Genomic DNA, 21,936 nt, shown 5'->3' with positions numbered 1-21,936 from the left:
GCGCGTCGATGCTGCCGACCCTCAACGGACGGATCCAGACCCGGATCTTCATGCTCGTCGTCATGGGTGGCCTGATCACCCTGGTGATCACCCCGGTGCTGCCCGGCGATCCCGACTACGCCATGACCTACACCGTCCTCGCGACGGTCCTGGTGCTCGGCGTCCTGTGGGAGCTGGTCTACCACGGCCTCATGCAGTGGCGGTGGGAGAAGGACTGGCCGACGTTGTTCGGCCTGCTCAACGCGATCAACGAGGGCCTGCTGGTCTGGGTGCTGCTCGAGCTCGGCATCGTGCCCGGCCTCCGGTTCGGCGTGCCCCTCTCGACGTTCCTCGTGATGTTCCTCGTGATCTGGGTGGCCATCTGGATCTGGACCAACGGACCGATGCGGATCTTCAACGTCCGTTGGCGGTTCTTCGGCGGAAGGCTGGTCTGACGTGACCCCACACTCCCCCTCCCCCTCCCCGGCGCACTCGTTGGGGTCGTCGGCCGACTGGGCCGCTGCGCCGTTCGCGCCGCACGCGGGCTCGGGCACGCTCGCGCGGCTGGGCGGCGTCGTGCTGCTCGTCGCCTCGACCGACCCGGCCGCCGTCGCGCCGCTGCTCGACCAGGCCCAGATGGTCGCGGCCAACGGTGGCGACGGGCGCCAGCTCGTGCGCGGCTTCGCACTCCAGCTCTCCTCGGGCGCCGGCGACGAGCCGGCCTTCGCCGCCCTCGCACCGCACGGCAACGGGCTCGCGGTGATCGTGTCGGGCGACGCCAGCGTGACCGTCGGCGGCGAGACCATCAGCGGCGCAGGATCCCTGTCCTGGGTGGAGCGCCTGGTCCCGTGGCCGGTCGCGCAGCTGGTCGCCACCGTCGACCCGGGTGGCACCCCGCTCGGCGCGCTCTACGACCTGCGCGCCGGGGTCATCCCTGCAGGCGGGTTCTCGGTCAGCGTGGACGAGACACCGACCATGGCGATGAGCCAGGTCGTCGGCGACGTCGCGTCGATGCCCGACCCGGAGCCCACGCCCGCACCGGCGCCGGTCCCGATGCCGGTGCCCGTCACCCCGCCGATGCCGGAGCCCGTCACCCCGCCGACGCCCGAGCCCACCCCTGCCCCACCCCCCGCACCACCGGCTCCCGTGCCACCGACGCCGACCGGCGACCGCCCGGTCCTGGCCGCGATGCCCGACGCGTTCGCGAGCTTCGACTCGGTCAAGCTCAGCGACCTCGAGGACGACGAGCCGGTGACGCCGTTGCCGATCGTGGCCGACCAGCGAGACGTCGTGGCCTCCGGGGTCGTCTCGGAGGTGCGGGGCGTCTTCTGCAAGAACCGGCACTTCAACGACCCCCGCGTGCTCTTCTGTGCGGTGTGCGGGATCAACATGGTCCAGCAGACACCGGTGCTGGTGAACGGCGAGCGCCCCCCGCTCGGCGTCGTCGTGCTCGACGACGGGGCGGTCTTCCAGCTCGACACCGACTACCTGCTCGGCCGTGACCCGGACGCCGACGACCGGGTGCGCCAGGGTGACTGTCGCGGCATCTCGATCATCGACACCTCCAACATGGTCTCCCGCGTCCATGCCCGCCTCGAGCTGCGTGGCTGGGACGTCGTGCTCGTCGACAACACCTCGACCAACGGCACGTTCCTCAACAGCCCCAAGGCCGTCGAGTGGCGGCGCATGGCGTCCGGGGGCGAGGAGGTCCTCACCCCCGGCACCCGAGTCCGCATCGGGCACCGCACGCTGGCCTTCAACACCCACGGCGGTCAGTCCGCCGAGGGCCAGAGCATTTCCTAGGGGCATCTCCTAGGGGCATCTCCCAGGGGCGCCCCTAGGGCGCTGCCGCCGGCGCGGATCCGAGGTCGACCGCGCTCCAGTCGGTCGGCTCGGCGTCCACCTCCGCACGCACGCCCACGTGAGCCGCGCCGCCCGCGACCCCCACCGTCAGCGCCTCGCCGATCTCGGAGCCGGCCACCATGGCGACGCCCCGGCCGCTCAACGCCTCGACCATCGGCTCGAAGCGGCGGTGCTCGCGCTCGGCACCGATCCGGAGCGGAGCGCCGAAGCACGTGGCCAGCCGCGCGGCCAGCACCACCGCGGCGTCACCGTCGGTGTCGGGCGTCCAGGTGACGTCGACCCAGGCTCGGTCGGCCGGCGTCGGAGCACCCGGCGCGAGCCTCACCGTCACGCAGTCGACCACCGCGACCACCGCGCCGGCACCCGGGTTGTCGGCCGCCACGACGAGCGCCTGAGGTCGCAGCACCGTGGCGAGCTCCACCACGTCGGCGGTCACGTCGGCGCTGGGGTGGTTGAGGATCCGCACGGGCACGCCGTGCGCCTGGCCGCGCCGCACGAGTGTCTCGAGACGCTCCATCGAGGCCGTCATCTTGGCCAGCTCGTCGGTCAGCCCGCTGCCCACCTCCAGCTTGGTGGCCTGCTGCGGCTCGAGGGCCGCCACCACGACCTCGGGGTTGAGCTCGGTGCGCACCATCGCGATCGCGACGTCGAGGGCCGCGGCACTGTCCTCGCCCGGCGCCGAGACGACCAGCGCCCGGGTGGTGGCCTGGTCGCCCAGCGCGGCGCGCTCGGCCTCCGCGATGTCGCGAGCCACCCGCCGCGCAGGATAGGCGAAGTGCAGCAGCGGTCCGGTCATGATCGTGGTGACCACGGCCATGACGACGAGCATCGTGAAGAGCGTGTCGCCGAGCAGGCCGAGCTCGCGGCCGACGTTGAGGATCACCAGCTCGGTCAGTCCGCGGGTGTTCATCAGGATGCCCAGCGAGTTGGCCTGCCAGTGCGGGACCCCGGAGACCCGCGCGCCGACGTAGGCGCCGACGTACTTGCCGCCGATGGCCACGGCGAGGATCGCGGCGAGCTGGACGAGGTTCTCCGAGCTGAGGCCGCGCAGGTTGACGTTGAGCCCGGAGACCAGGAAGAAGACGGGGAGCAGGAGCAGGACCGAGATCTGCTCGAGCCGCACCAGGATCTCGTGCCGCATCGCGGCCGCCCGCTCGTGCGGCATGATCGCGCCCAGCAGGAACGCACCGAAGATGAAGTGGACGCCGAGGTATTCCGTCGTCGCGGCGAAGAGCAGCAGCCCGACCAGCACGATCGACAGGATCCCCGGGGTGAGACGCCCTGCGACCTCGTAGGCCTTGGTGAGCCGGTTGAGCTGGGGCCGGACCACGAGCAGCGCGAAGAGCGCGAAGGGGATCGCCAGCGCGACCACCCAGGAGGCGTGGTCACCGCCGCCCCCGGCGATGCCGATGACCACGGCCAGCAGGGTCCACGCGAGCACGTCGTCCGTCGCCGCGCAGGCGAGGGCGAGGCCCCCGGTCTCGGTGCGGTGCATGTTGCGGTCGGTGAGGATCCGGGCGAGGACCGGAAAGGCCGTCACCGACATCGCGGCGCCGACGAACAACGCGAACGGCCAGAAGTCGCCCAGGACGTTCTGGTCCTCGAGGAAGCTGGCCAGGCCGATCCCGAGGCTGAACGGCAGGACGATCGACGCCAGCGACACCGAGACCGCCACCTTGCCCCGCCCCTTGATCAGCGAGACGTCGAGCTCGAGCCCCACCACGAACATGAAGAGGATCAACCCGATCTGGGCGAGCAGGGTCAGGAAGGGCCGCGTGTCGAGGGGGAAGAGGAACTCGCTGAACTCCGGGCCCAGCAGGCTCGGGCCGAGCAGGATGCCGGCGCAGATCTCCCCGACCACCGCGGGCAGCCCGATGCGGACGAAGACCCAGCCCGCAGCCCTGGCCAGGACCATGATCAGCGCGAGCTCCACGAGGATGGTGGTGATGTCGGCGGCGTGCATGGGCACACTCCTACGGTCGCGATGGTGCGATCACAGTAGGGCTTGGGGCGTCGTGCGGTCACGCACCAGTTTCGGGCCTCGACGGATCCCCCCGGAGGGCCCAGCGCCTGCCTGGACCGCCCCGGTCTGGGTGTTGCCTAGGCCAGCGTGTCCCCTGCCACGAGCGGCCACGGGCGGGCCTTCTCGAGCTGGGCCGACAGGCTCAGCAGCGTCGCCTCGTCGTCGGTGCGCCCGACGAGCTGGATGCCGACGGGGAGACCGTCCTCGGCGGTGCCGCACGGGACGGAGGCAGCCGGGTTGCCGGCGACGTTCCACAAGGCGGCGTAGGCGATCGCCGGCATCGCCAGCAGCGACGAGGCTAACGAGCCGCGGCCGTCGAGGACGCCCACGCGCGGTGGACGGTGGGCGATCGCGGGCGTGAGGAGGACGTCGACGTCCTGGAAGACCCGGTTGGCCTTGGCCGAGACCCGGTCGCTGGCGCGCACCGCCCACTCCTCGACGCGCGGTGTCACCCAGGAGCCGAGACGGTAGGTCTCCCGCGTCCGTCGCTCGAGCCGGTCGTAGTGCTCCACGCCGTTGGCCCCGGCCCGGATCCCCCCGAAGAACTGCGGCACGAAGGCAGCGGTCGGGTCGGGGTAGTGCGGGTCGATCTCGCGCACGTCGTGCCCGAGGTCGGTGAGCAGCCGCGCGGTCTCGTGGACGGCGCGCACGTGGATCGGGTCGGGCTTGATGCCCACGGTGACCGGCTTGACCGACCAGCCGATCCGCAGCCGACCCGGCTCGCGCCCCGCGGCCTCCACGAAGGAGCCGCACTCCCCGGCCACGAAGCGGTCGCTGGGCATGCTGCCGCGGATGACGTCGTAGACCAGCGCGCTGTCGAGCACCGTGCGTGCGAGCGGGCCGACCGTGCTCAGGGCCAGCCACAGGTCCGGGTGCGGGGACGCCGTGACTCGGCCCCGTTGCGGCTTGAGGCCGAAGAGGCCGCACATCGCCGACGGGATCCGGATCGAGCCGCCACCGTCGCCGCCGATGGCGACCGGGACCATCCCGCTGGCCACGGCTGCCGCCGTGCCCCCGCTGGAGCCGCCGGGCGTGCGCGTGGTGTCCCACGGGTTGCGCGTGATGCCGCGCGACACCGACTCGGTGTAGGGCCAGGCGCCGAACTCGGGCATCGTCGTCTTGCCGACGATCACGGCACCGGCCGCACGCAGGCGCCGCACGACCTCACCGTCCTGCGCTGCGGGCGTCGCGTTGCCCTCGCCCCCGAAGGTCGTGACGCAGCCCGCCACGTCGAGCTCCTCCTTGATGGCGACCGGTACGCCGTGCAGCGGGCCCGGCGGGTCGGCCTGCTGGTCGCGGGCGGAGGCCTCGGCCCGCGCCTGCTCGCCCAGCACCACCGAGAAGGCGTTGAGCCGGGGGTCGGCGTGCGCCACGCGGTCGAGCGCCTCGTCCAGGACCACACGAGCCGTGAGGTCGCCCTCGGCGACGAGGCGGGCGGTCTCGGCGGCGCTCGCGCGCGTCAGGTCGGTCACGCAGCAGAGGTTAGCGGGGTCCTCCGCCCGCTCAGGCGAGCGAGGCCAGCCAGGCGTCGTTGAGGTCGGAGAAGTGACCCTCGCCGCCGGCCACGAGGTCGGCGGGCGCACCGTCCTCGATGACGCGGCCGTGCTCCATGACGATCACCCGGTCGGCGATCTCCACCGTCGAGAGCCGGTGGGCGATGATCAGCGACGTCCGGCCGGCGAGCACGGTGCGCAGGGCCTGCTGGACCAGCCGCTCCGACGGGACGTCGAGGGAGGAGGTCGCCTCGTCGAGGATCAGCACCGCAGGGTCGGCGAGGAACGCGCGCGCGAAGGCCACCAGCTGACGCTGACCGGCGCTGAGGCGCCCGCCCTGGTTGGCGACCTGGGTGTCGTAGCCGTCGGGCAGCGCCATGATGAAGTCGTGGGCGCCCAGGGCACGGGTGGCCCGCTCGACCTCCTCGATCGTCGCCGACGGCTTGCCGAAGCGGATGTTGTCGGCGATGGAGCCGGAGAAGAGGTAGTTCTCCTGGGTCACCATCACGACGGCCTCACGCAGGTTGTCGGCGGTGAGGTCGCGCAGGTCGATCCCGTCGAGCAGGAGCCGCCCGGCGTCCGGGTCGTAGAAACGGGTGACCAGCTTGGCGAGCGTGGTCTTGCCGGCCCCGGTCGTGCCCACCAGGGCCAGCGTCTGACCGGCCGGGACGACCAGGTCGAGCCCGGGCAGCACCGGGCGCTCGTCGACGTAGGAGAAGCGCACCTGCTCGAGCCGGAGCTCGCCCTGCGCGTCGTCCAGGCGCGTCGGCGAGGTCGGGTCCGGCACGCTCGGCTCCTCGCGGAGCACGCCGGCGAGCTTGTCGAGGGCGGCCGAGGCCGACTGGAAGGTGTTGTAGAACTGGGAGATCTCCATCATCGGCTCGAAGAACTGGCGCAGGTAGAGCAGGAACGCCGCGAGCACACCGACGGTGACCTCACCGTGGTAGGCGCGGTAGCCGCCGTAGAGGAGCACGCCGGCGATGGTGACGTTGCCGATCAGCCGGATGCCGGGCATGAACCAGGCGACCAACCGGAAGGCGACCAGGTTGGCGGCGCGGTACTGCTCGTTGACGTCGTCGAGGATCTCCTGGTTGCGGGCCTCGCGGCGGAACGCCTGGACCGCCCGGATGCCGCCCATCGACTCGACGAAGTGGACGATCACGAGCGCGACCTTCTCGCGGGTGACGCGGTAGCTCTTGCCCGACTCCTTGCGGAACCAGTTGGTGATCCAGAAGAGGAACGGGCCGCAGGTCAGGGCGACCAGGCCGAGCTTGACGTCGAGGAAGAGCAGCAGCCCAGCCGTGCCGACGAGCGTCAGCGCTGCGGTGACGAGGCCGTCGAAGCCGGTCTCGAGCATCTCGTAGATCGCGTCGACGTCGGAGGTCTGGCGCGAGATGACGCGACCGGAGGTGTAGTCGTCGTGGAAGGCGGGGCTGAGCACCTGGAAGTGCCGGAAGATGCGCCGGCGCACCTCGAAGAGCATGTCCTGGCCGATGCGTCCCGAGCGGACCAGGAAGACCTGGCGGGCGAAGGCCTGCGTCAGCGTCGCGACGAGCATGATGCCGACGATCTGGAGCAACGGTCCCGTGTCGCCGGCGACGCGGATCGGGTCGATGCCGTTGTCGATGCCGAGCTTGACGAGGTAGGGGATCGAGAGCCGCGCTGCGTTCTCCACGACGACGATCAGGACGAGGATCCGGATCGCCTTCTTGTAGGGCCGCAGCAGCTCGCGCAGGAGCTGACCGGAGCCGCCGGTGAAGCGCCGCTCGACGGCGAGCTCGGCGGCCTCCTCCGCATCGGTCGCGGCGACGCCGCGCCAGCTGGGCTGGGAGTTGGGCTGGGAGCTGGGCTGGGACGCGGGCTGGCTCATGCGCGCGCCGCCTCGTGGTCGGCGTCGGCGGCGAGGAGCTCGCGGTAGGCCGGGACGCTGCCGAGCAGCTCGCGATGGTCGCCGACGTGGGTGATGGTGCCGTCCTGGATCAGGGCGACCCGGTCCGCGAGCAGCACGGTCGAGGCACGGTGGGCGACGACCAGCCCGGTGGTGGAGGCCAGCACCCGGCGCAGCGCCTCCTCGACCAGCTTCTCGGTGTGCACGTCCAGGGCGGAGAGGGTGTCGTCGAGCACCAGGATCATCGGCTGGGCGAGCACCGCCCGGGCGAGGGCGAGTCGCTGTCGCTGTCCGCCGGACAGGGCCATGCCCTGCTCGCCGATGCGGGTGTCGAGGCCCCACGGCAGGTCGTGGGCGAACTGGGCCTGCGCGATCTCCAGCGCCTCGTCGATGTCGGCGTCGCTGGCGTCGGCACGACCGAGCGTGAGGTTCTCGCGGGCGCTCATCGAGAAGAGCGTGGGCTCCTCGAAGGCCGTGGCGACCAGGGTGCGCAGGTGCTCCAGCTCCAGGTCGCGCACGTCGACGCCGTCGATGGTGATGCGGCCCGCCGTCACGTCGTAGAGCCGGGGCACCAGCGCGGTGAGGATGGTCTTGCCGGAGCCGGTGGCCCCCACGAGCGCGACGGTCTCACCCGGGGCGAGCTCGAGGTTGACGTCGCGCAGGACCGGCTCGTCGGGCGCATCGGGGAAGGCGAAGTCGACGTGCTCGAAGCGCAGGTGCCCCCGGGGCTGGTCGACACGGCGGTCGCCGCTCACGATGTCAGGCTCGGTGTCGACGATCTCCAGGACCCGCGCGGCTGCGGTCATCGCCTCCTGGGCCATGGCCAAGATGACGCCCAACGACGACACGGGCCACACCAGCGAGAGCATCAGGGTGATGAAGGCGACCAGCTCACCCGGCGTCAGCTGACCGTTGCCGACCCCGATCGCACCGAGCAGCAGGACGACGACCACGGCCAGGTTGGGGATGACCTCGAGGAACGTCCAGAACTTCGCCGACAGACGCACCTTGTCCATGCTCGTGGCGTGCAGGGTGCGAGCCGCCTGCTCGTACTGGCGCGACACGTGCTCGCTGCGACCGAAGGACTTGATCACGCGGATCCCGACGGCGCCCTCCTCGGCCAGGGTCGCGAGGTCACCCTGCTCGTCCTGGACGCGGCGGGAGACGACGACGTAGCGCTTCTCGAAGCGCATCGAGAGCCAGACGATCGGCGCAGCGGTGGCGGCGACCACGAGACCGAGGGGCCAGTACATCGTGAGGAGCACGACGGTCACCACCGTGACCTGGAGGATGTTGATGACAAGGAACAGCATCCCGAAGCCGGCGAAGCGGCGGATCGCGGAGAGGTCGGTCGTGACGCGCGAGAGCAGCTGGCCCGACTGCCACTTGCTGTGGAAGCTCATCGGCAGCACCTGGAGGCGTGCGTAGAGGTCGCGACGCATCGCGGTCTCGACCCCGAGCACGGCGTTGGACTGCACCCAGCGACGCCAGAAGATCAGCACCGCCTCGAGCACCCCGAGCCCCAGCGCGAGCAGACCCAGGGGCAGCACCGGGGAGATGTCACGGTCGGTGATCGGGCCGTCGATGATCGCCTTGGTCAGCAGCGGGATCGCGATCGACAGTCCGACACCCGCCAGCGACGTGCCCAGCATGATCGCCAACGCGGTCCGGTGGGGCCGCAGGTAGCCGCGCAACCTCCACAGCGAGTGGACTCCGGCGGGAGGTTCGGCGACCTTGGTTGACATCGTCATCGATCCTATGTCGGACCACCGACAGGGCGCGAACCGTTATCTGGTCCTTACACCTGACCGGTCGCGAGCAGGCCCCGCACGACCCGCAGCCCGACCGACATCCGGGCCAGGTCGGCCTGCTCGTCGGCGCAGATCTCCTGCAGGGTCGTGGCCGCACGGCTCACGACGACCCCGTCGGCGTCCTCCCAGTCCGAGATCCGCGCGGCGGCGGACTCGTCGGGCGAGGTCGAGGCCAGCACCTGTCCCGTGAGCTGCGCGTGGACCGCGTGCAGGTCGTCGCGCAGGGCGGCGCGGGCCATCGTCTGCCACCGGTCGTCGCGTGGCAGCCCGAGGATCCGCTGCACCAGCGAGGGCAGACCGAGCCGCTCCCCCAGCGCGAAGTGCACGCGGGCCACGTCGGCGGGATCGAGCGAGGAGGCCTCGGAGATCTCGATGACGTTGAGCAGCATGTAGGCCGTCGGCAGCACCGCGACCCGTGAGGCCAGCTCCTCGGGCACGTGCTGGGCGACCAGGGCGTCGCGCCGCGCCTCGAAGGCTGCGAGCTCGCGACCCACCATCAGCTCCGGCAGCTGGGTCAGGGTCTGCTGCACCGGCCCCGAGAAGAAGTCGACCGTGGCCTGGCTGTCCAGGGGCGGGCGTCGGTTGGTGACCAGCCAGCGGGAGGCCCGCTCGACCAGGGTGCGCATCTCGAGCCGCATCTTGGTCTGGACCCCGGCGTCGAGGACGTTGTCGAAGGCCTCCAGCTCCTGACGCAGCGGCAACGAGGCGAAGATCTCGCGGGCCACGAAGTTGGCCCGGGTCAGGTCGGCGACGTCGGCGCCCGTCTCGCCGGCGAGCCGCGGCCAGTAGGTCATGCCGGCGCCGTTGACGAGGTCGTTGACGACCTGCGTCACGATGATCTCGCGGCGCAGGGGGTGGTCGCTGACCTGGCTGACGAAGCCCTCGCGGACCTGGGTCGGGAAGTAGGCGCGCAGGTCCAGGTCGAGGTAGGGGTCGTCGGGCAGGTCGGAGGCCAGCAACGCGTCGGCCAGCACGATCTTGGTCCAGGCCATGAGGACCGACAGCTCCGGGAGGGTGAGCCCCTCTCGCCGGTCGAGGCGGCGTCGTACGGCGCGGCTCGAGGGCAGGCCCTCGATCTCACGGTTGAGGACCCCGTCGCTCTCGAGCTGCTTCATCCAGAACTCGTGGACGTGCAGCAGGGGCACCGCGTTGGCCGCGGCGTTGGCCAGCGCGAGGTTCTGCTCGTAGTTGTCGCGCAGGACCAGCGCGGCGACCTCGTCGGTCATCTCGGCCAGGAGCAGGTTGCGCTGCTTGCTCGTCAGGTCCCCGGCGAGCACGACCCGGTCGAGCAGGATCTTGATGTTGACCTCGTGGTCGGAGGTGTCGACCCCGGCGGAGTTGTCGATGAAGTCGGTGTTCATCCGGCCGCCGTTGAGGGCGTACTCGATGCGGCCTCCCTGCGTGAAACCCAGGTTGCCGCCCTCGCCGACGCAGCGAGCCCGCAGCGCGCCGCCGTCGACCCTGATGGCGTCGTTGGCCTTGTCACCGGCGGCGGCGTTGGTCTCGTCCTGCGCCTTGACGTAGGTGCCGATGCCGCCGTTCCACAGCAGGTCGACCGGCGCCAGCAGGATCGCTCGCATCAGCTCGGCGGGCGTCATGGTGTCGACGGTGCCGACGATCCCCAGCGCAGCGCGGATCTCGGCGTTGAGCCTGATCGACTTGGCGGAGCGCGGGAACACCCCTCCGCCCGCGGAGATCAGGGTCTTGTCGTAGTCCTGCCAGCTCGAGCGCGGCAGCTCGAAGAGCCGACGCCGCTCGGCGAAGGACACGGCCGCGTCGGGAGCGGGGTCGATGAAGATGTCGCGGTGGTCGAAGGCCGCGACCAGACGGGTGTGCTCCGAGCACAGCAGGCCGTTGCCGAAGACGTCGCCGGACATGTCGCCGATGCCGACGCAGGTGTGGTCCTGGGTCTGGCAGTCGATCCCCATCTCGCGGAAGTGGCGGCGCACCGAGACCCACGCGCCCCGCGCGGTGATGCCCATCGCCTTGTGGTCGTAGCCGACCGAGCCCCCGCTGGCGAAGGCGTCACCGAGCCAGAAGCCGTAGTCCTTGGCCACCCCGTTGGCGATGTCGGAGAACGTGGCGGTGCCCTTGTCGGCGGCCACCACGAGATAGGAGTCGTCACCGTCGTGGCGCACGACCCGGGTCGGCGGCACGGTCTCGCCCTCGACGAGGTTGTCGGTGATGTCGAGCAGCCCGGAGATGAAGGTGCGGTAGCAGTCGACGCCCTCCGCCATCCAGGCGTCCCGGTCCGACGGGTCGGGCAGCTGCTTGCAGAAGAAGCCGCCCTTGGCGCCCACCGGCACGATCACGGTGTTCTTCACCATCTGCGCCTTGACCAGGCCCAGCACCTCGGTGCGGAAGTCGTCGCGTCGGTCGGACCAGCGCAGGCCGCCACGCGCCACCGCGCCGAAGCGCAGGTGCACGCCCTCGACCCGCGGCGAGTAGACGAAGATCTCGAAGCGGGGCCGCGGCTCGGGCAGGTCCGGGATGTGCGACGGCTCGAGCTTGAACGACATGTAGGTGTGAGGGGCGTCCGCGGCCCCCTCCACCCGGGAGACCTGGAAGTAGTTGGTGCGCAGCGTCGCCAGGACGTGGGTCAGGTAGGAGCGCAGGATCCGGTCGTGGTCGAGGCTGACGACGTCGTCGAGGGCGCGGCTGATGCGCTGCTTGATCTCCTCGACCTGGGCGGTGCGGGCCTCGGCGTCGGCAGGGAGGTCGGCGGCGCCGGGGTCGAAGCGGGCTTCGAAGAGCCGCACCAGCAGCCGGGTGATGTCGACGTTGCTGGCGAGGGCGCCCTCGATGTAGTCCTGGGCGAACGGCGAGCCGCCCTGGCGCATGTACTTGGCGTAGGCGCGCAGGACCGTGGCCTGGCGCCAGGTGAGACCTGCGCCGAGCACCAGGGAGTTGAACCCGTCGATCTCGTTGAAGCCGTCCCAGACGGCGCGCAGCGCGTCCTGGAAGAGCGCGCGGGCATCACTCGGGAGGGACTTGCCGTAGCGCAGTCCGAACTCGTAGATGTAGGACCGACGGTCGAGCCCGAAGAGCTCGTAGGGGCGCTCGTCGACGACCTCGACGCCCATCGAGGACAGCATCGGCAGGATCTCCGACAGCGACAGCGGCCGCCCGATCCGGAAGACCTTGAGCCGGGCCTCGCCGCGCCCGGCGTCCAGCTCCTCGTAGAGCGAGAGGTCGATGCCCTCGTCACCCGTGATCGCCTCGAGCCGGGCCAGGTCGACGGCGGCCGTGCGTGCGGAGAAGTCCTCCTTGTAGGCCTCCGGGAAGGAGTCGAGGTAGCGCCGACCCAGGATCGAGCCGACCTCCTCGCCGTGCTCGGTGATGACGGCGGCCGTGAAGTCGTCGCGCCAGGAGCGGGAGGCCTCGGTGAGACGACGCTCGAGGTCCTGGGTGTCGATGGTCGGGATCGCGCTGCCCTTGGGCAGGTGGACCACGAAGTGGACCCGGGCCGTGGTCGACTCGTTGATCCGCACGGTGAACTCCACGGAGACGCCACCCAGGCGGTCCTGGAGGATCTCGGAGAAGCGCTCGCGGACACTGGTGTTGTAGCGGTCGCGGGGCAGGTAGACCAGCACGGAGACGTAGCGGCCGTAGGTGTCGCTGCGCACGAACGTGCGCAGGCCGCGGCGCTCCCGGGCGACCATGGCCGCCTGCGCCATCGGTCCGAGCTCCTCGACGGGGGTGTGGAACATCTCGTCGCGCGGATAGGTCTCGAGGGTGTCCATCAGCGCCTTGCCGGCATGGCTGCGCGGGTCGAACCCGCTGCGCTTGAGCACGGCCTCGGCCTTCTCCCGGATCAGCGGGATCCGCATCAGCGACTCGGTGTAGGCCGCGCTCGAGAAGAGGCCGAGGAAGCGACGCTCGCCGGTGACCTCGCCGTCGGCGCCGAAGGTCTTGACCCCGACGTAGTCGAGGTAGGCCCGACGGTGGACGGTCGCCCGGGAGTTGGCCTTGGCCAGGACCAGGAGGGTCTTCTCACGGGCCTTGGCCTTCACCAGCTCGGGGAGGCGCCCGAAGGAGGCCGACATCTCCTGGTCGGCGCGCAGGATGCCGAGGCCGGTGCCGGGGACGGCACGCAGCACGTCGTCCTCCGCGCCGTCGATGGTCGCCCGGTCGAGGGAGTACTCGCGGTAGCCGAGGAACGTGAAGTGCTCGTCGGCCAGCCAGGAGAGCAGGGCGGCCGCCTGCGTCACCTCCTCGTGGTCGAGCGGCGGCGGGTCGGAGACGAGGCCCGTCACGATGTCGCGGACCTGGGCATGCATCTTCTCCCAGTCCTCCACCGACTCGCGGACGTCGCGCAGCACCCGCTGCACGTCCTCGACGATCGCCTCCGGGTCGTCGCCCTCGCGCATCCGGTCGATCTCGACGTGCATCCACGACTCGCGCGTGGCGCCCTCCGCCGGGATCGAGGAGCCGTCGTCGACGGGCGTCACCGTCTGCAGGGCGCCGGTGATGTCGCGCACGACGTCGTAGTTGGGGTGGATGACCAGGTGTACGTCGCGCAGCTGGCGCGAGAGCTCCATGGTCAGCGAGTCGACCAGGAACGGCATGTCGTCGACGACGACCTCCACGACCGAGTGCCCCCCGGCCGTCCACCCGTGCTCGCTGAGGGTCGGCGTGTGGACACGGACGCTCGCCGTGCCCTGCGGCCGGTCGGCGGCCAGCTTGAAGTGCGAGGCCAGCGCGCCGAAGACGTCCACGTCGTTGCGTCCGAGGACGTCCTCGGACGCGACATGGCGGTAGTAGGCCCGGAGCAGCGTCCCGACCTCGTCGCGCGGAGGTCCCCCGCTGCCCTTGCCGTGCTGGGCCAGGGCGATGGCCTGGTCCAGGAGCTCGGTCTTGTCCACATCCTGCGTCGTCGTTGACACCCCCCGACAGTAGGACCCCGGTCACACGTGTCACAACACCGGGGCAGCCCGTCGGACCGGTCAGCGGGGTGCATGATGTGGCCATGAAGCTCCGCACCGAGCAGTCCTACGACGCTGCCCCTGATGCCGTCCTCGCCATGCTGTCCGACCCCGCGTTCCGCGAGAAGGTCTGCGCCGCCCAGCACGTCGTCTCGTGCGACGTGAGGATCGAGATGGTGGGAGCAGGCTTCACCTCGGTCGTCACCTCCGAGCAGAACACCTCGGGCCTCCCCTCGATCGCCAAGAAGTTCGTCGGCGAGACGACGACGGCGATCATCACCGAGACCTGGAAGGACGGCTCCGGCGGCACCGTCGAGATCAAGGCCCCCGGCAAGCCGACCGACGTCTCCGGCGTCATCCGCCTCGTCGAGGCCGGTGCCGGCACCACCGAGGTGGTCGAGCTGGACATCAAGGTCAAGGTGCCGCTGATCGGCGGCAAGCTCGAGCAGCTGATGGTCGACAGCATCCAGGCCGGCTACGACGTCGAGCAGCGCGTCGGATCGGCCTGGCTGGCAGGCGAGCGATGAGCCGCCGGCTGGTCCACGAGCTGACCTACGACGCCCCGGCCGCCGACGTCGCCGCGATGCTGGCCGACCCGGCGTTTCGACGGGCGGTGTGCGACTACCAGGGCGTGCTGCGCGCCGACATCTCCATCACCACCCCGACCGACGGCCACACCGAGGTCATCGTCGACCAGTGGCAGTCGACCACGGGCTTCCCGTCGTTCGCCAAGAAGATCGTCGGCGAGGAGACCAACATCGTGCAGGCCGAGTCGTGGTCCACCCCGCTGCTCGGCGACATCGTCGTGACGATCCCCGGCAAGCCCGGTGACATGCGTGGCACGGCCACGCTGACCGAGTCCGGCGGCACGACCACCGAGACCGTCGACCTCACCGTCAAGGTCGGGATCCCGCTCGTGGGCGGCAAGATCGAGTCGCTCATCGCCGACATGCTGCTCAAGGCGCTGCGGGCCGAGAACAAGGTCGGGCGCGACTACCTCTCCCGCTGACCCTCGACCTGTTCGTGCTGCCCCTTCTCCTGCGCCTGCTCCTCGGCCAGGTCCTGACGGCGCCGGACGAGCACCACGATCCCGAGGACGACGAAGGGCCCGAAGGCGAGGGCCAACGTGAGGGCCTGCTCGATCGGGTGCAGCGACCCCAGGTGCAACGGCGTGACGTTCATCGCCCCTGATTCTCCACCCTCCTCGGAATGCTCGTCCGAGCGGGCCGGTTGTGCTGGACATGCCTGATCTCTTCGATGACCTGACCATCAAGTCCTGGATCGCCCCCAACCGTCTCGTCATGGCGCCGCTGACCCGCAACCGCGCCGACGAGCACGGTGTCCCGGGCGACCTCGCCGTGGAGTACTACGCCCAGCGTGCCTCCGCCGGCCTGATCATCAGCGAGGGCACGCAGCCCAGCGCGGTCGGCCAGGGCTACCTGCTGACCCCCGGCATCCACACTCCCGAGCAGATCGCCGGCTGGCGACGGGTCGCCGACGCCGTGCACGCCAAGGGCGGGCGCATCGTCGTCCAGCTGATGCACGCCGGCCGCGTCGCCCACCCCGACAACAAGCACGGCCTCGAGACCATCGCCCCCAGCGCCATCGCGGCCCCCGGCGAGATGTTCACCGCCGACGGCATGGTGCCGCACCCGGTCCCCCGCGCCCTGGAGCTCTCCGAGATCCCCGGCGTCGTCGAGGACTACGTCCACGCCGCCAGGAGCGCGATCGAGGCCGGGCTGGACGGCGTCGAGGTGCACGCCGCCAACGGCTACCTCATCCACCAGTTCCTCGCACCGGGCTCCAACGAGCGCACCGACGAGTACGGCGGGTCCCCGGCCAACCGGGCCCGTTTCGCCATCGAGGTCACCCGCGCCGTCGCCGAGGCGATCGGTCCCGACAAGGTCGGGATCCGCATCTCGCCCGCCCACAACATCCAGGGCGCCACGGAGCAGGACGAGGTCGACGTCGAGGCGACGTACTCCACCCTCGTCGAGGCCATCGCGCCGCTCGGACTGGCCTACCTCAGCATCCTGGCCGAGCCGCGTCTCGACCTCGTCCAGGAGCTGCGTCGCACCTTCGGTGGCGTGCTGATCGCCAACGACGGCTTCGGTGAGGTCACCACGCGTGAGAGCGCCCAGGAGATCCTGGACAAGGACCTGGCCGACGCGGTCGCCGTCGGGCGCCTGTTCCTCGCCAACCCGGACCTGCCGAAGCGCTGGCAGACCGGCGCGGCCCTCAACGAGCCCAACCCCGACACGTTCTACGGCGGCGGCGCCGAGGGCTACACGGACTACCCGTTCCTGGACGCCTGAGGCCTCGCGACCGGAGGACATGACGAAGGGCGGTGACCGATGCGGTCACCGCCCTTCGTCGTCCTGCGTGCTCGCTCAGCCCATGTAGGGGTAGCGGTAGTCCTTCGGCGGCACGAACGTCTCCTTGATCGAGCGCGGCGAGGTCCAGCGCAGCAGGTTGACCGCTGCTCCGGCCTTGTCGTTGGTGCCGCTGGCGCGGCCACCGCCGAAGGGCTGCTGGCCGACGACGGCCCCGGTGGGCTTGTCGTTGATGTAGAAGTTGCCGGCCGCGAAGCGCAGCGTCGCCCGGGCCCAGCGGATCGCCGAGCGGTCCTGCGCGATGATCGCCCCGGTGAGCGCGTAGGGCGCAAAGGACTCCAGCTGCGTGACGACCTTCTCGAAGTCGCCGTCCTCGTAGACGTGGACGGCGAGGATCGGGCCGAAGTACTCGGTCGCGAACATCTCGTCGGTCGGGTCGGTCGACTCGATGACGGTCGGACGGACGAAGTAGCCCACGGAGTCGTCCACCTGTCCACCGGCGAGGACCGTCAGGTGCTTGGTGCGCTCCGCGCGGGCGATGGCCGCCTTGTGCTTGGCGAAGGCCCGGTCGTCGATGACGGCGCCCATGAAGTGGGAGAGGTCGGTGACGTCGCCCATGGAGATGCCTTCGACCTCGGCGAGGAAGTCGTCCTTCATCCTGTTCCACACCGAGCGCGCGACGTAGGCCCGCGACGCGGCGGAGCACTTCTGGCCCTGGAACTCGAAGGCGCCCCGCAGCATCGCGACGCGCAGCACGTCGGGGTCGGCGGAGGGGTGGGCGACGATGAAGTCCTTGCCACCGGTCTCCCCCACGATCCGCGGGTAGGAGCGGTAGCCCGCGATGTTCTCGCCGACCGTGCGCCACAGGTGCTGGAAGGTCGGGGTCGAGCCGGTGAAGTGGATGCCGGCGAGGTCCGGGTGCGCGAGCGCGACCTGCGAGACCTCGAGGCCGTCACCCGGGAGCATGTTGATCACGCCGGGGGGCATGCCGGCCTCCTCGAGCAGCTCCATCGTCAGTGACGCCGCGACCTGCTGGGTCGGGGAGGGCTTCCACAGCACCGTGTTGCCCATGAGGGCGGGCGCGGTGGGCAGGTTGCCGGCGATCGCGGTGAAGTTGAACGGCGTGATCGCGTAGACGAAGCCCTCGAGGGGACGGTGGTCGGTGCGGTTCCAGATGCCGGGGCTGTTGGCGATCGGCTGGTCGGTGAGGATCTGCTTGGCGTAGGTGACGTTGAAGCGCCAGAAGTCGATGAGCTCGCAGGCGGCGTCGATCTCGGCCTGGAAGGCGGTCTTGGACTGCCCCAGCATGGTCGCGGCGTTGATCCGCTGGCGCCACGGGCCGGCGAGCAGGTCGGCGGCCTTGAGCAGGATCGCGCAGCGCTCGTCGAACGGCATGCCGCGCCACTCCGGCGCCGCCTTGGCGGCGGCCTTGACCGCTGCCTCGGCGTCCTTGGCCGTGGAGTTCTTCATGACGCCCAGCACGTGCTGGTGGTCGTGGGGCTGGACGACCGTGATCTCCTCGCCACCGCCGGAGCGCTTGCGGCCGCCGATGTGGGCGCGCAGCGTCACCTGCTTGCGCTCCTGCTTCTCCAGCTCCGCCACCAGCTCCGCCCGCTCGGGGCTGCCGGGTGCGTAGGTGAGGTTGGGCTCGTTGACAGGTGCCGGCGGGAAGGAGATCGCGTCCATGCTCGGATGTTGTCACCCGCCGACACGCTTGTCGAAAGGGCGGCCCCGGCCGCCTACCCGCCCCGGAGCAGCTGCTCGATCTCCTGCGTGGCGAACCACGCGAGGTCGTCGTCGGGGTCGGTGAAGTCCTCGACGTCGGCGTGGACCGCGACCACGCGCCGCAGTCCGATGGGATGACCGTCCGCGGCACCCTCGGCCACGACGACCACGCGCCGACCGACGCCGGCGATGAGCTCGGCCGAGACGTCCGCGGCGGTCATCAGCGCGGCGTACTCGGACTCCTCGTCCTCGTCGGCGGCGAGGATCGGCTCCAGCGGCCACGGGACCTCGCCGGCACTCACCCAGACGGCGAGCAGGTCCAGCGAGGACGGGACGTAGAGACGGCCGGTCACGACTTCTTCGCCGACCTGGGGCTGCGCTTGCGACCGCGCGGGGCCCGTGGACGGGTCGCGCTGGAGGCGTCCATGAGCTCGTCGAGCGACTCGGTGATGCAGGTCCCGAGGAGGTCGGCGTCGGGCATCTGGTCCCGGTCGGCGGTGATGCCGTAGAACACCCTGCCGTTGTAGGACGTGACGCCGATGGCGAGCGGGTGCCCGGGCAGGAGCGGCGGGACGGGATAGCTGCTGACCATCTCGGCCCCGGCGGCGTAGAGCGGCGACTGGGGCCCGGGGACGTTGGTGATGTTGAGCTGATAGCTGCGGCGCTCGTCGGCGGCGACGCGCGAGCCGATGGCGTGGAAGGTCGTGGGCGCGAAGCCGGCGATGCCCGCCAAGCGGTTGGCGGCGACGCCTCGGCCCGTCTCCTTGTGCGCCTGGAAGGAGTAGGAGACCTGGTGCAGACGGATGACCGGGCTCGCCTCGAGGATCGGCAGGTCGACGAAGTGGGCGGCGATCTGGCTGCCCAGCGAGGTCGCCTCGAGCTCGGCGTCGATCACCGAGACCGGCACGACCGCCCGGATCTGCCGGATGCCGGCCATGGACTCCGCCCGCGTCATCAGCCAGCCGCGCAGGCCGCCGGCGATCGTGGCCAGGATGACGTCGTTGACGGTGCCACCGTGGACCGCTCGGATGGTCCGGTAATCGGCCAGGGGGGTGTCGACGGTGACCACCCGGCGCTGCTGCGAGAGCGCGCCCGAGATCGGCGACTCCTTGACCGGGCGGCGGCCGGTGAGCGCGTTGGCGACCCGTCGGGCGTTGGCCGTCGCCGCACCAGCGGTCCGCCAGGCTGCGTCGGTGCGGGTCCGGACGGTGTCGACCAGCGTGTCGGGCTCGGTGAGCGAGTCCTTGACGGCACCGGCCAGCAGGGTGAACGGCGACGGCGCGCGACGGGCGTACCAGTCGTCGGACTCCATCGTCTTCGGCGTGGGGCTGGTGTCGAGCAGCACCTGCCCGAGGTCGACGGTCTGGACCCCGTCGACGAGCACCTGGTGGGTCTTGGAGAGCAGTGCCACGCGCCCCTCGCTGAGACCCTCGACGAAGTAGACCTCCCACAGCGGTCGGCTGCGGTCGAGCGGCCGCGAGACGATGCGCGACACCAGCTCGCGCAGCTGGTCGAGCGAGCCGGGCCGCGGCAGCGCGGAGCGTCGTACGTGGTAGCCGAGGTCGAACTGGTCGTCGTCGACCCACACCGGGTTGGCGAGCTGCCCCGGGACGCTCTGCAACCGCTGCCGGTAGCGCGGCACGAAGGAGATGCGGTCCTGGATCAGCTCCATGAGTCGCTCGTGGTCGAAACCGGACTCGCCGGGGTCGAAGATCTCGATCGTGGCGTTGTGCATCGGCGTCTGAGCCGTCTCCTCGGCGAGGAACGCCAGGTCGCGCGGGCGCAAACGCTCACTCATCGGGTTCCTCCAAACCTCGTGCGTGCCGACGTGACCCCCCAGCAGCCACGTTTGCCACGCATGGGATTCTGACAGAGGTGTGTCACGGTCGTGGCACACGTCCGCCGAACGATAAGGAATCACACCATGCGCCGAATGATGGCGGCCACGGCCGTCCTCGTCTCGACGCTCGGTCTGGTCTCCGGTTGCGGTGAGGACACCCCCGCGACCGACGCAGGCGACATCGAGACGATCGAGATCACGTTCGAGAACGGCACGGTGACCCCCAACGGCGAGCGCGTCGAGGTCGGGACGGGCCAGCCCGTCGACCTCGTGGTGAGGGCCGACGAGTCCGGCGAGATCCACGTGCACTCCGAGCCGGAGCAGGAGTTCCCGTACGCCGCCGGCACCACCACGCTCAAGCTGCAGATCGACCAGCCGGGGGTCGTCGACGTCGAGTCGCACGACCTGGAGCAGGTCATCGTCCAGCTCGAGGTCAGCTGAGTGAACGTCGAGACCCCCTTCGCGCACGGCATCGGCGGCTCCGCCGACCTGCCGATCTCCCCGTCGTTGGCGATCGCCGGGGCCGTCGCGGCCCTGGTGGTGTCCTTCACCGTCCTGGCCGTCGCCTGGCGCACGCCGCGCTACGACGAGGCCAAGGGCGGTCGTCAGGCTCCGCCGTGGCTGGACCACCTGGTCGGCTCCCTCGGCTTCCGCGCCGGCCTGCGGCTCTTCGGCTTCGTCATCTTCGCCTACGCCGTGGTCGCGGCGATCTTCGGCGAGGACCTGCTCACCAACCCGGTCTTCGGCATCTTCTACGTGTGGTGGTGGGTCGGCCTCGTGCCGCTCTCGCTCCTGCTCGGACCGTTCTGGAAGGCGATCAGCCCGGTCCGCACCATCAACCTGGTCTTCGCCAAGCTGTCCGGCAGCGACCCCGAGGTGGGGGTCTTCGACTACCCCAAGTGGCTCGGTCACTGGCCGGCGGCGCTCGGCCTCTTCGCGTTCGTGTGGATGGAGCTCGTCTACCCGTTCATGACCGAGCTTGGTCCGGTGCGCCTGTGGTGCGCGATCTACGTCGCCGTGATGCTCGTCGGCGGCGCACTCTTCGGCAACACCTTCTACGAGCACGCCGACCCGTTCGAGGTCTACTCCAGCCTCGTCGCCAAGCTCTCGGTCTGGGGCTCGCGCGACGGTCACCTGCTGCTCCGCAGCCCGCTCGCCAACCTCGACACGGTCGTCGTACGACCCGGGTTGGTGGCGGTGCTCGCGGTGCTCTTCGGGAGCACGGCGTTCGACTCCTTCCGCGACTCCTCCAACTGGGTGCAGTACATCCAGTCGACCGAGACGTCGTCCTACCTGCTCAACAACGTGATGCTGGTCGTCTTCTGCGTCGGCACGGGCCTGGTCTTCGCCCTCGGGTGCATGCTCACCGGGGTCGAGGCCGGGACCAGCCGGTGGTCGCTGCCCGACAAGTTCGCGCACTCGATCGTGCCGATCGTCGTGGGCTACATCGTGGCCCACTACCTGACCTACCTCGTGGAGTTCGGGCAGCGGACGCTGATCCAGGCCAGCGATCCCTTCAGCAACGGGTCGGACATCCTCGGCACGGGCGACTGGTCGGTCAACTACTGGCTGTCCTACCACCCGACCCTGCTGGCCAACGTGAAGGTCATCGCCGTCGTCGTCGGTCACGTGCTCGGTGTCGTCGCCGCCCACGACCGGGCGATCAAGCTGCTGCCCAAGCGACACCAGCTGACCGGGCAGCTGCCGCTGCTGCTGGCGATGGTGGCGTTCACCGTGGGCGGGCTCTACCTCCTCTTCGCGGCCTGACGGACACACCGGCCCCGGGAGGTCCCTCGGGACCGACCAGGGCGTCGACCAGCGATGCGACGGCGCGCACCAGCGGTGAGTCGCCGGTCTCCACGAGCGTGCGGCCGGCGACGAGGGCCTTGTCGACCACGGCACGGTCGTCGGGGAGGAAGTGCAGGCCCGAGAGCCGCGCGAAGCCGCCGACCATGCCCGCGATGTCCTTCTCCGACCAGCCCAGGCTCGCGCGCATCCGGTTGACCACCACGCGCACGGGCGCGCCCCCGGTGAGGTCGCGCAGGTCGACCAGGGC

17 protein-coding genes are annotated in these 21,936 nt (G+C 70.6%); 7 read left to right on the top strand and 10 right to left on the bottom strand.

Annotated features, from left to right (window positions below; genetic code table 11):
• Positions 1–8 precede the first annotated feature (8 nt).
• Entirely contained in the window at positions 9–434 is a 426-nt protein-coding gene (locus AAG827_RS15670) for a hypothetical protein (protein ID WP_341927076.1), read from the top strand.
• 1 nt (position 435) lies between these two features.
• Entirely contained in the window at positions 436–1,782 is a 1,347-nt protein-coding gene (locus tag AAG827_RS15665) for an FHA domain-containing protein (protein WP_341927074.1), read from the top strand.
• Between the two features lie 34 nt (positions 1,783–1,816).
• On the opposite strand, the gene AAG827_RS15660 is transcribed toward AAG827_RS15665, so the two are convergent.
• The 5 genes from AAG827_RS15660 to AAG827_RS15640 form a co-directional block, all read right to left on the bottom strand.
• Positions 1,817–3,805 (bottom strand): cation:proton antiporter, encoded by a 1,989-nt coding sequence (locus AAG827_RS15660; protein ID WP_341927073.1) that lies wholly within the window; start codon positions 3,803–3,805, stop codon positions 1,817–1,819.
• A 137-nt stretch (positions 3,806–3,942) separates the two neighbouring features.
• A complete protein-coding gene (locus tag AAG827_RS15655; protein WP_341927071.1) occupies positions 3,943–5,337 on the bottom strand; it encodes an amidase in 1,395 nt (464 codons plus the stop codon).
• Between the two features lie 31 nt (positions 5,338–5,368).
• Complete coding sequence (locus AAG827_RS15650; protein WP_341927069.1) at positions 5,369–7,228, bottom strand: ABC transporter ATP-binding protein; 1,860 nt, start codon at positions 7,226–7,228, stop codon at positions 5,369–5,371.
• Entirely contained in the window at positions 7,225–8,991 is a 1,767-nt protein-coding gene (locus AAG827_RS15645; RefSeq protein ID WP_341927067.1) for an ABC transporter ATP-binding protein, read from the bottom strand. The genes AAG827_RS15650 and AAG827_RS15645 overlap by 4 nt, the downstream gene beginning before the upstream one ends.
• 53 nt (positions 8,992–9,044) lie before the next feature.
• Positions 9,045–13,943, bottom strand: coding sequence for an NAD-glutamate dehydrogenase (locus tag AAG827_RS15640; protein ID WP_341927065.1), 4,899 nt, complete (start codon positions 13,941–13,943; stop codon positions 9,045–9,047).
• An 83-nt stretch (positions 13,944–14,026) separates the two neighbouring features.
• On the opposite strand from AAG827_RS15640, the gene AAG827_RS15635 reads away from it, so the two are divergent.
• Both AAG827_RS15635 and AAG827_RS15630 read left to right on the top strand, forming a co-directional pair.
• On the top strand, positions 14,027–14,509 hold the full coding sequence (locus AAG827_RS15635) for a DUF2505 domain-containing protein (protein WP_341927063.1): 483 nt from the start codon (positions 14,027–14,029) through the stop codon (positions 14,507–14,509).
• Entirely contained in the window at positions 14,506–14,991 is a 486-nt protein-coding gene (locus AAG827_RS15630; RefSeq protein WP_341927061.1) for a DUF2505 domain-containing protein, read from the top strand. The genes AAG827_RS15635 and AAG827_RS15630 overlap by 4 nt, the downstream gene beginning before the upstream one ends.
• Here the strand turns inward: AAG827_RS15630 and AAG827_RS15625 are convergent.
• A complete protein-coding gene (locus tag AAG827_RS15625) occupies positions 14,976–15,164 on the bottom strand; it encodes a hypothetical protein (RefSeq protein WP_341927058.1) in 189 nt (62 codons plus the stop codon). The two genes, AAG827_RS15630 and AAG827_RS15625, sit on opposite strands and share 16 nt — an antisense overlap.
• Positions 15,165–15,223: 59 nt before the next feature.
• Between AAG827_RS15625 and AAG827_RS15620 the strand changes: the two genes are divergently transcribed.
• On the top strand, positions 15,224–16,297 hold the full coding sequence (locus AAG827_RS15620) for an alkene reductase (RefSeq protein ID WP_341927056.1): 1,074 nt from the start codon (positions 15,224–15,226) through the stop codon (positions 16,295–16,297).
• Positions 16,298–16,372: 75 nt separating this feature from the next.
• Here AAG827_RS15620 and pruA read toward each other — a convergent pair whose 3' ends face one another.
• The 3 genes from pruA to AAG827_RS15605 are packed head-to-tail and all read right to left on the bottom strand — an operon-like array spanning position 16,373 to position 19,838.
• On the bottom strand, positions 16,373–18,001 hold the full coding sequence (pruA, locus tag AAG827_RS15615; RefSeq protein ID WP_341927054.1) for an L-glutamate gamma-semialdehyde dehydrogenase: 1,629 nt from the start codon (positions 17,999–18,001) through the stop codon (positions 16,373–16,375).
• 53 nt (positions 18,002–18,054) lie between these two features.
• The gene (locus tag AAG827_RS15610; RefSeq protein WP_341927051.1) at positions 18,055–18,393 is read right to left on the bottom strand and encodes a hypothetical protein; all 339 of its coding nucleotides are present in this window, start codon (positions 18,391–18,393) and stop codon (positions 18,055–18,057) included.
• Positions 18,390–19,838 carry a wax ester/triacylglycerol synthase family O-acyltransferase gene (locus tag AAG827_RS15605; protein WP_341927050.1) on the bottom strand — a complete coding sequence of 483 codons (1,449 nt, stop codon included), beginning with the start codon at positions 19,836–19,838 and terminating at the stop codon, positions 18,390–18,392. Before AAG827_RS15605 ends, AAG827_RS15610 begins: the two co-directional genes overlap by 4 nt.
• A gap of 126 nt (positions 19,839–19,964) precedes the next feature.
• Between AAG827_RS15605 and AAG827_RS15600 the strand changes: the two genes are divergently transcribed.
• Together AAG827_RS15600 and AAG827_RS15595 are read left to right on the top strand one after the other, a co-directional pair.
• On the top strand, positions 19,965–20,321 hold the full coding sequence (locus AAG827_RS15600; RefSeq protein WP_341927048.1) for a hypothetical protein: 357 nt from the start codon (positions 19,965–19,967) through the stop codon (positions 20,319–20,321).
• Positions 20,322–21,647, top strand: a complete 1,326-nt coding sequence (locus AAG827_RS15595; protein ID WP_341927047.1) for a hypothetical protein — start codon at positions 20,322–20,324, stop codon at positions 21,645–21,647.
• Here AAG827_RS15595 and AAG827_RS15590 read toward each other — a convergent pair.
• The coding region (locus tag AAG827_RS15590; RefSeq protein WP_341927045.1) for a hypothetical protein at positions 21,610–21,936 on the bottom strand (327 nt) is incomplete at its 5' end. The genes AAG827_RS15595 and AAG827_RS15590 overlap by 38 nt on opposite strands.

Origin of the sequence: Nocardioides psychrotolerans (genome assembly GCF_943371775.1) — a bacterium.
Taxonomy (GTDB): Bacteria; Actinomycetota; Actinomycetes; order Propionibacteriales; family Nocardioidaceae; genus Nocardioides; species Nocardioides psychrotolerans_A.
This window is presented reverse-complemented; position numbering and strand designations above follow the sequence as displayed.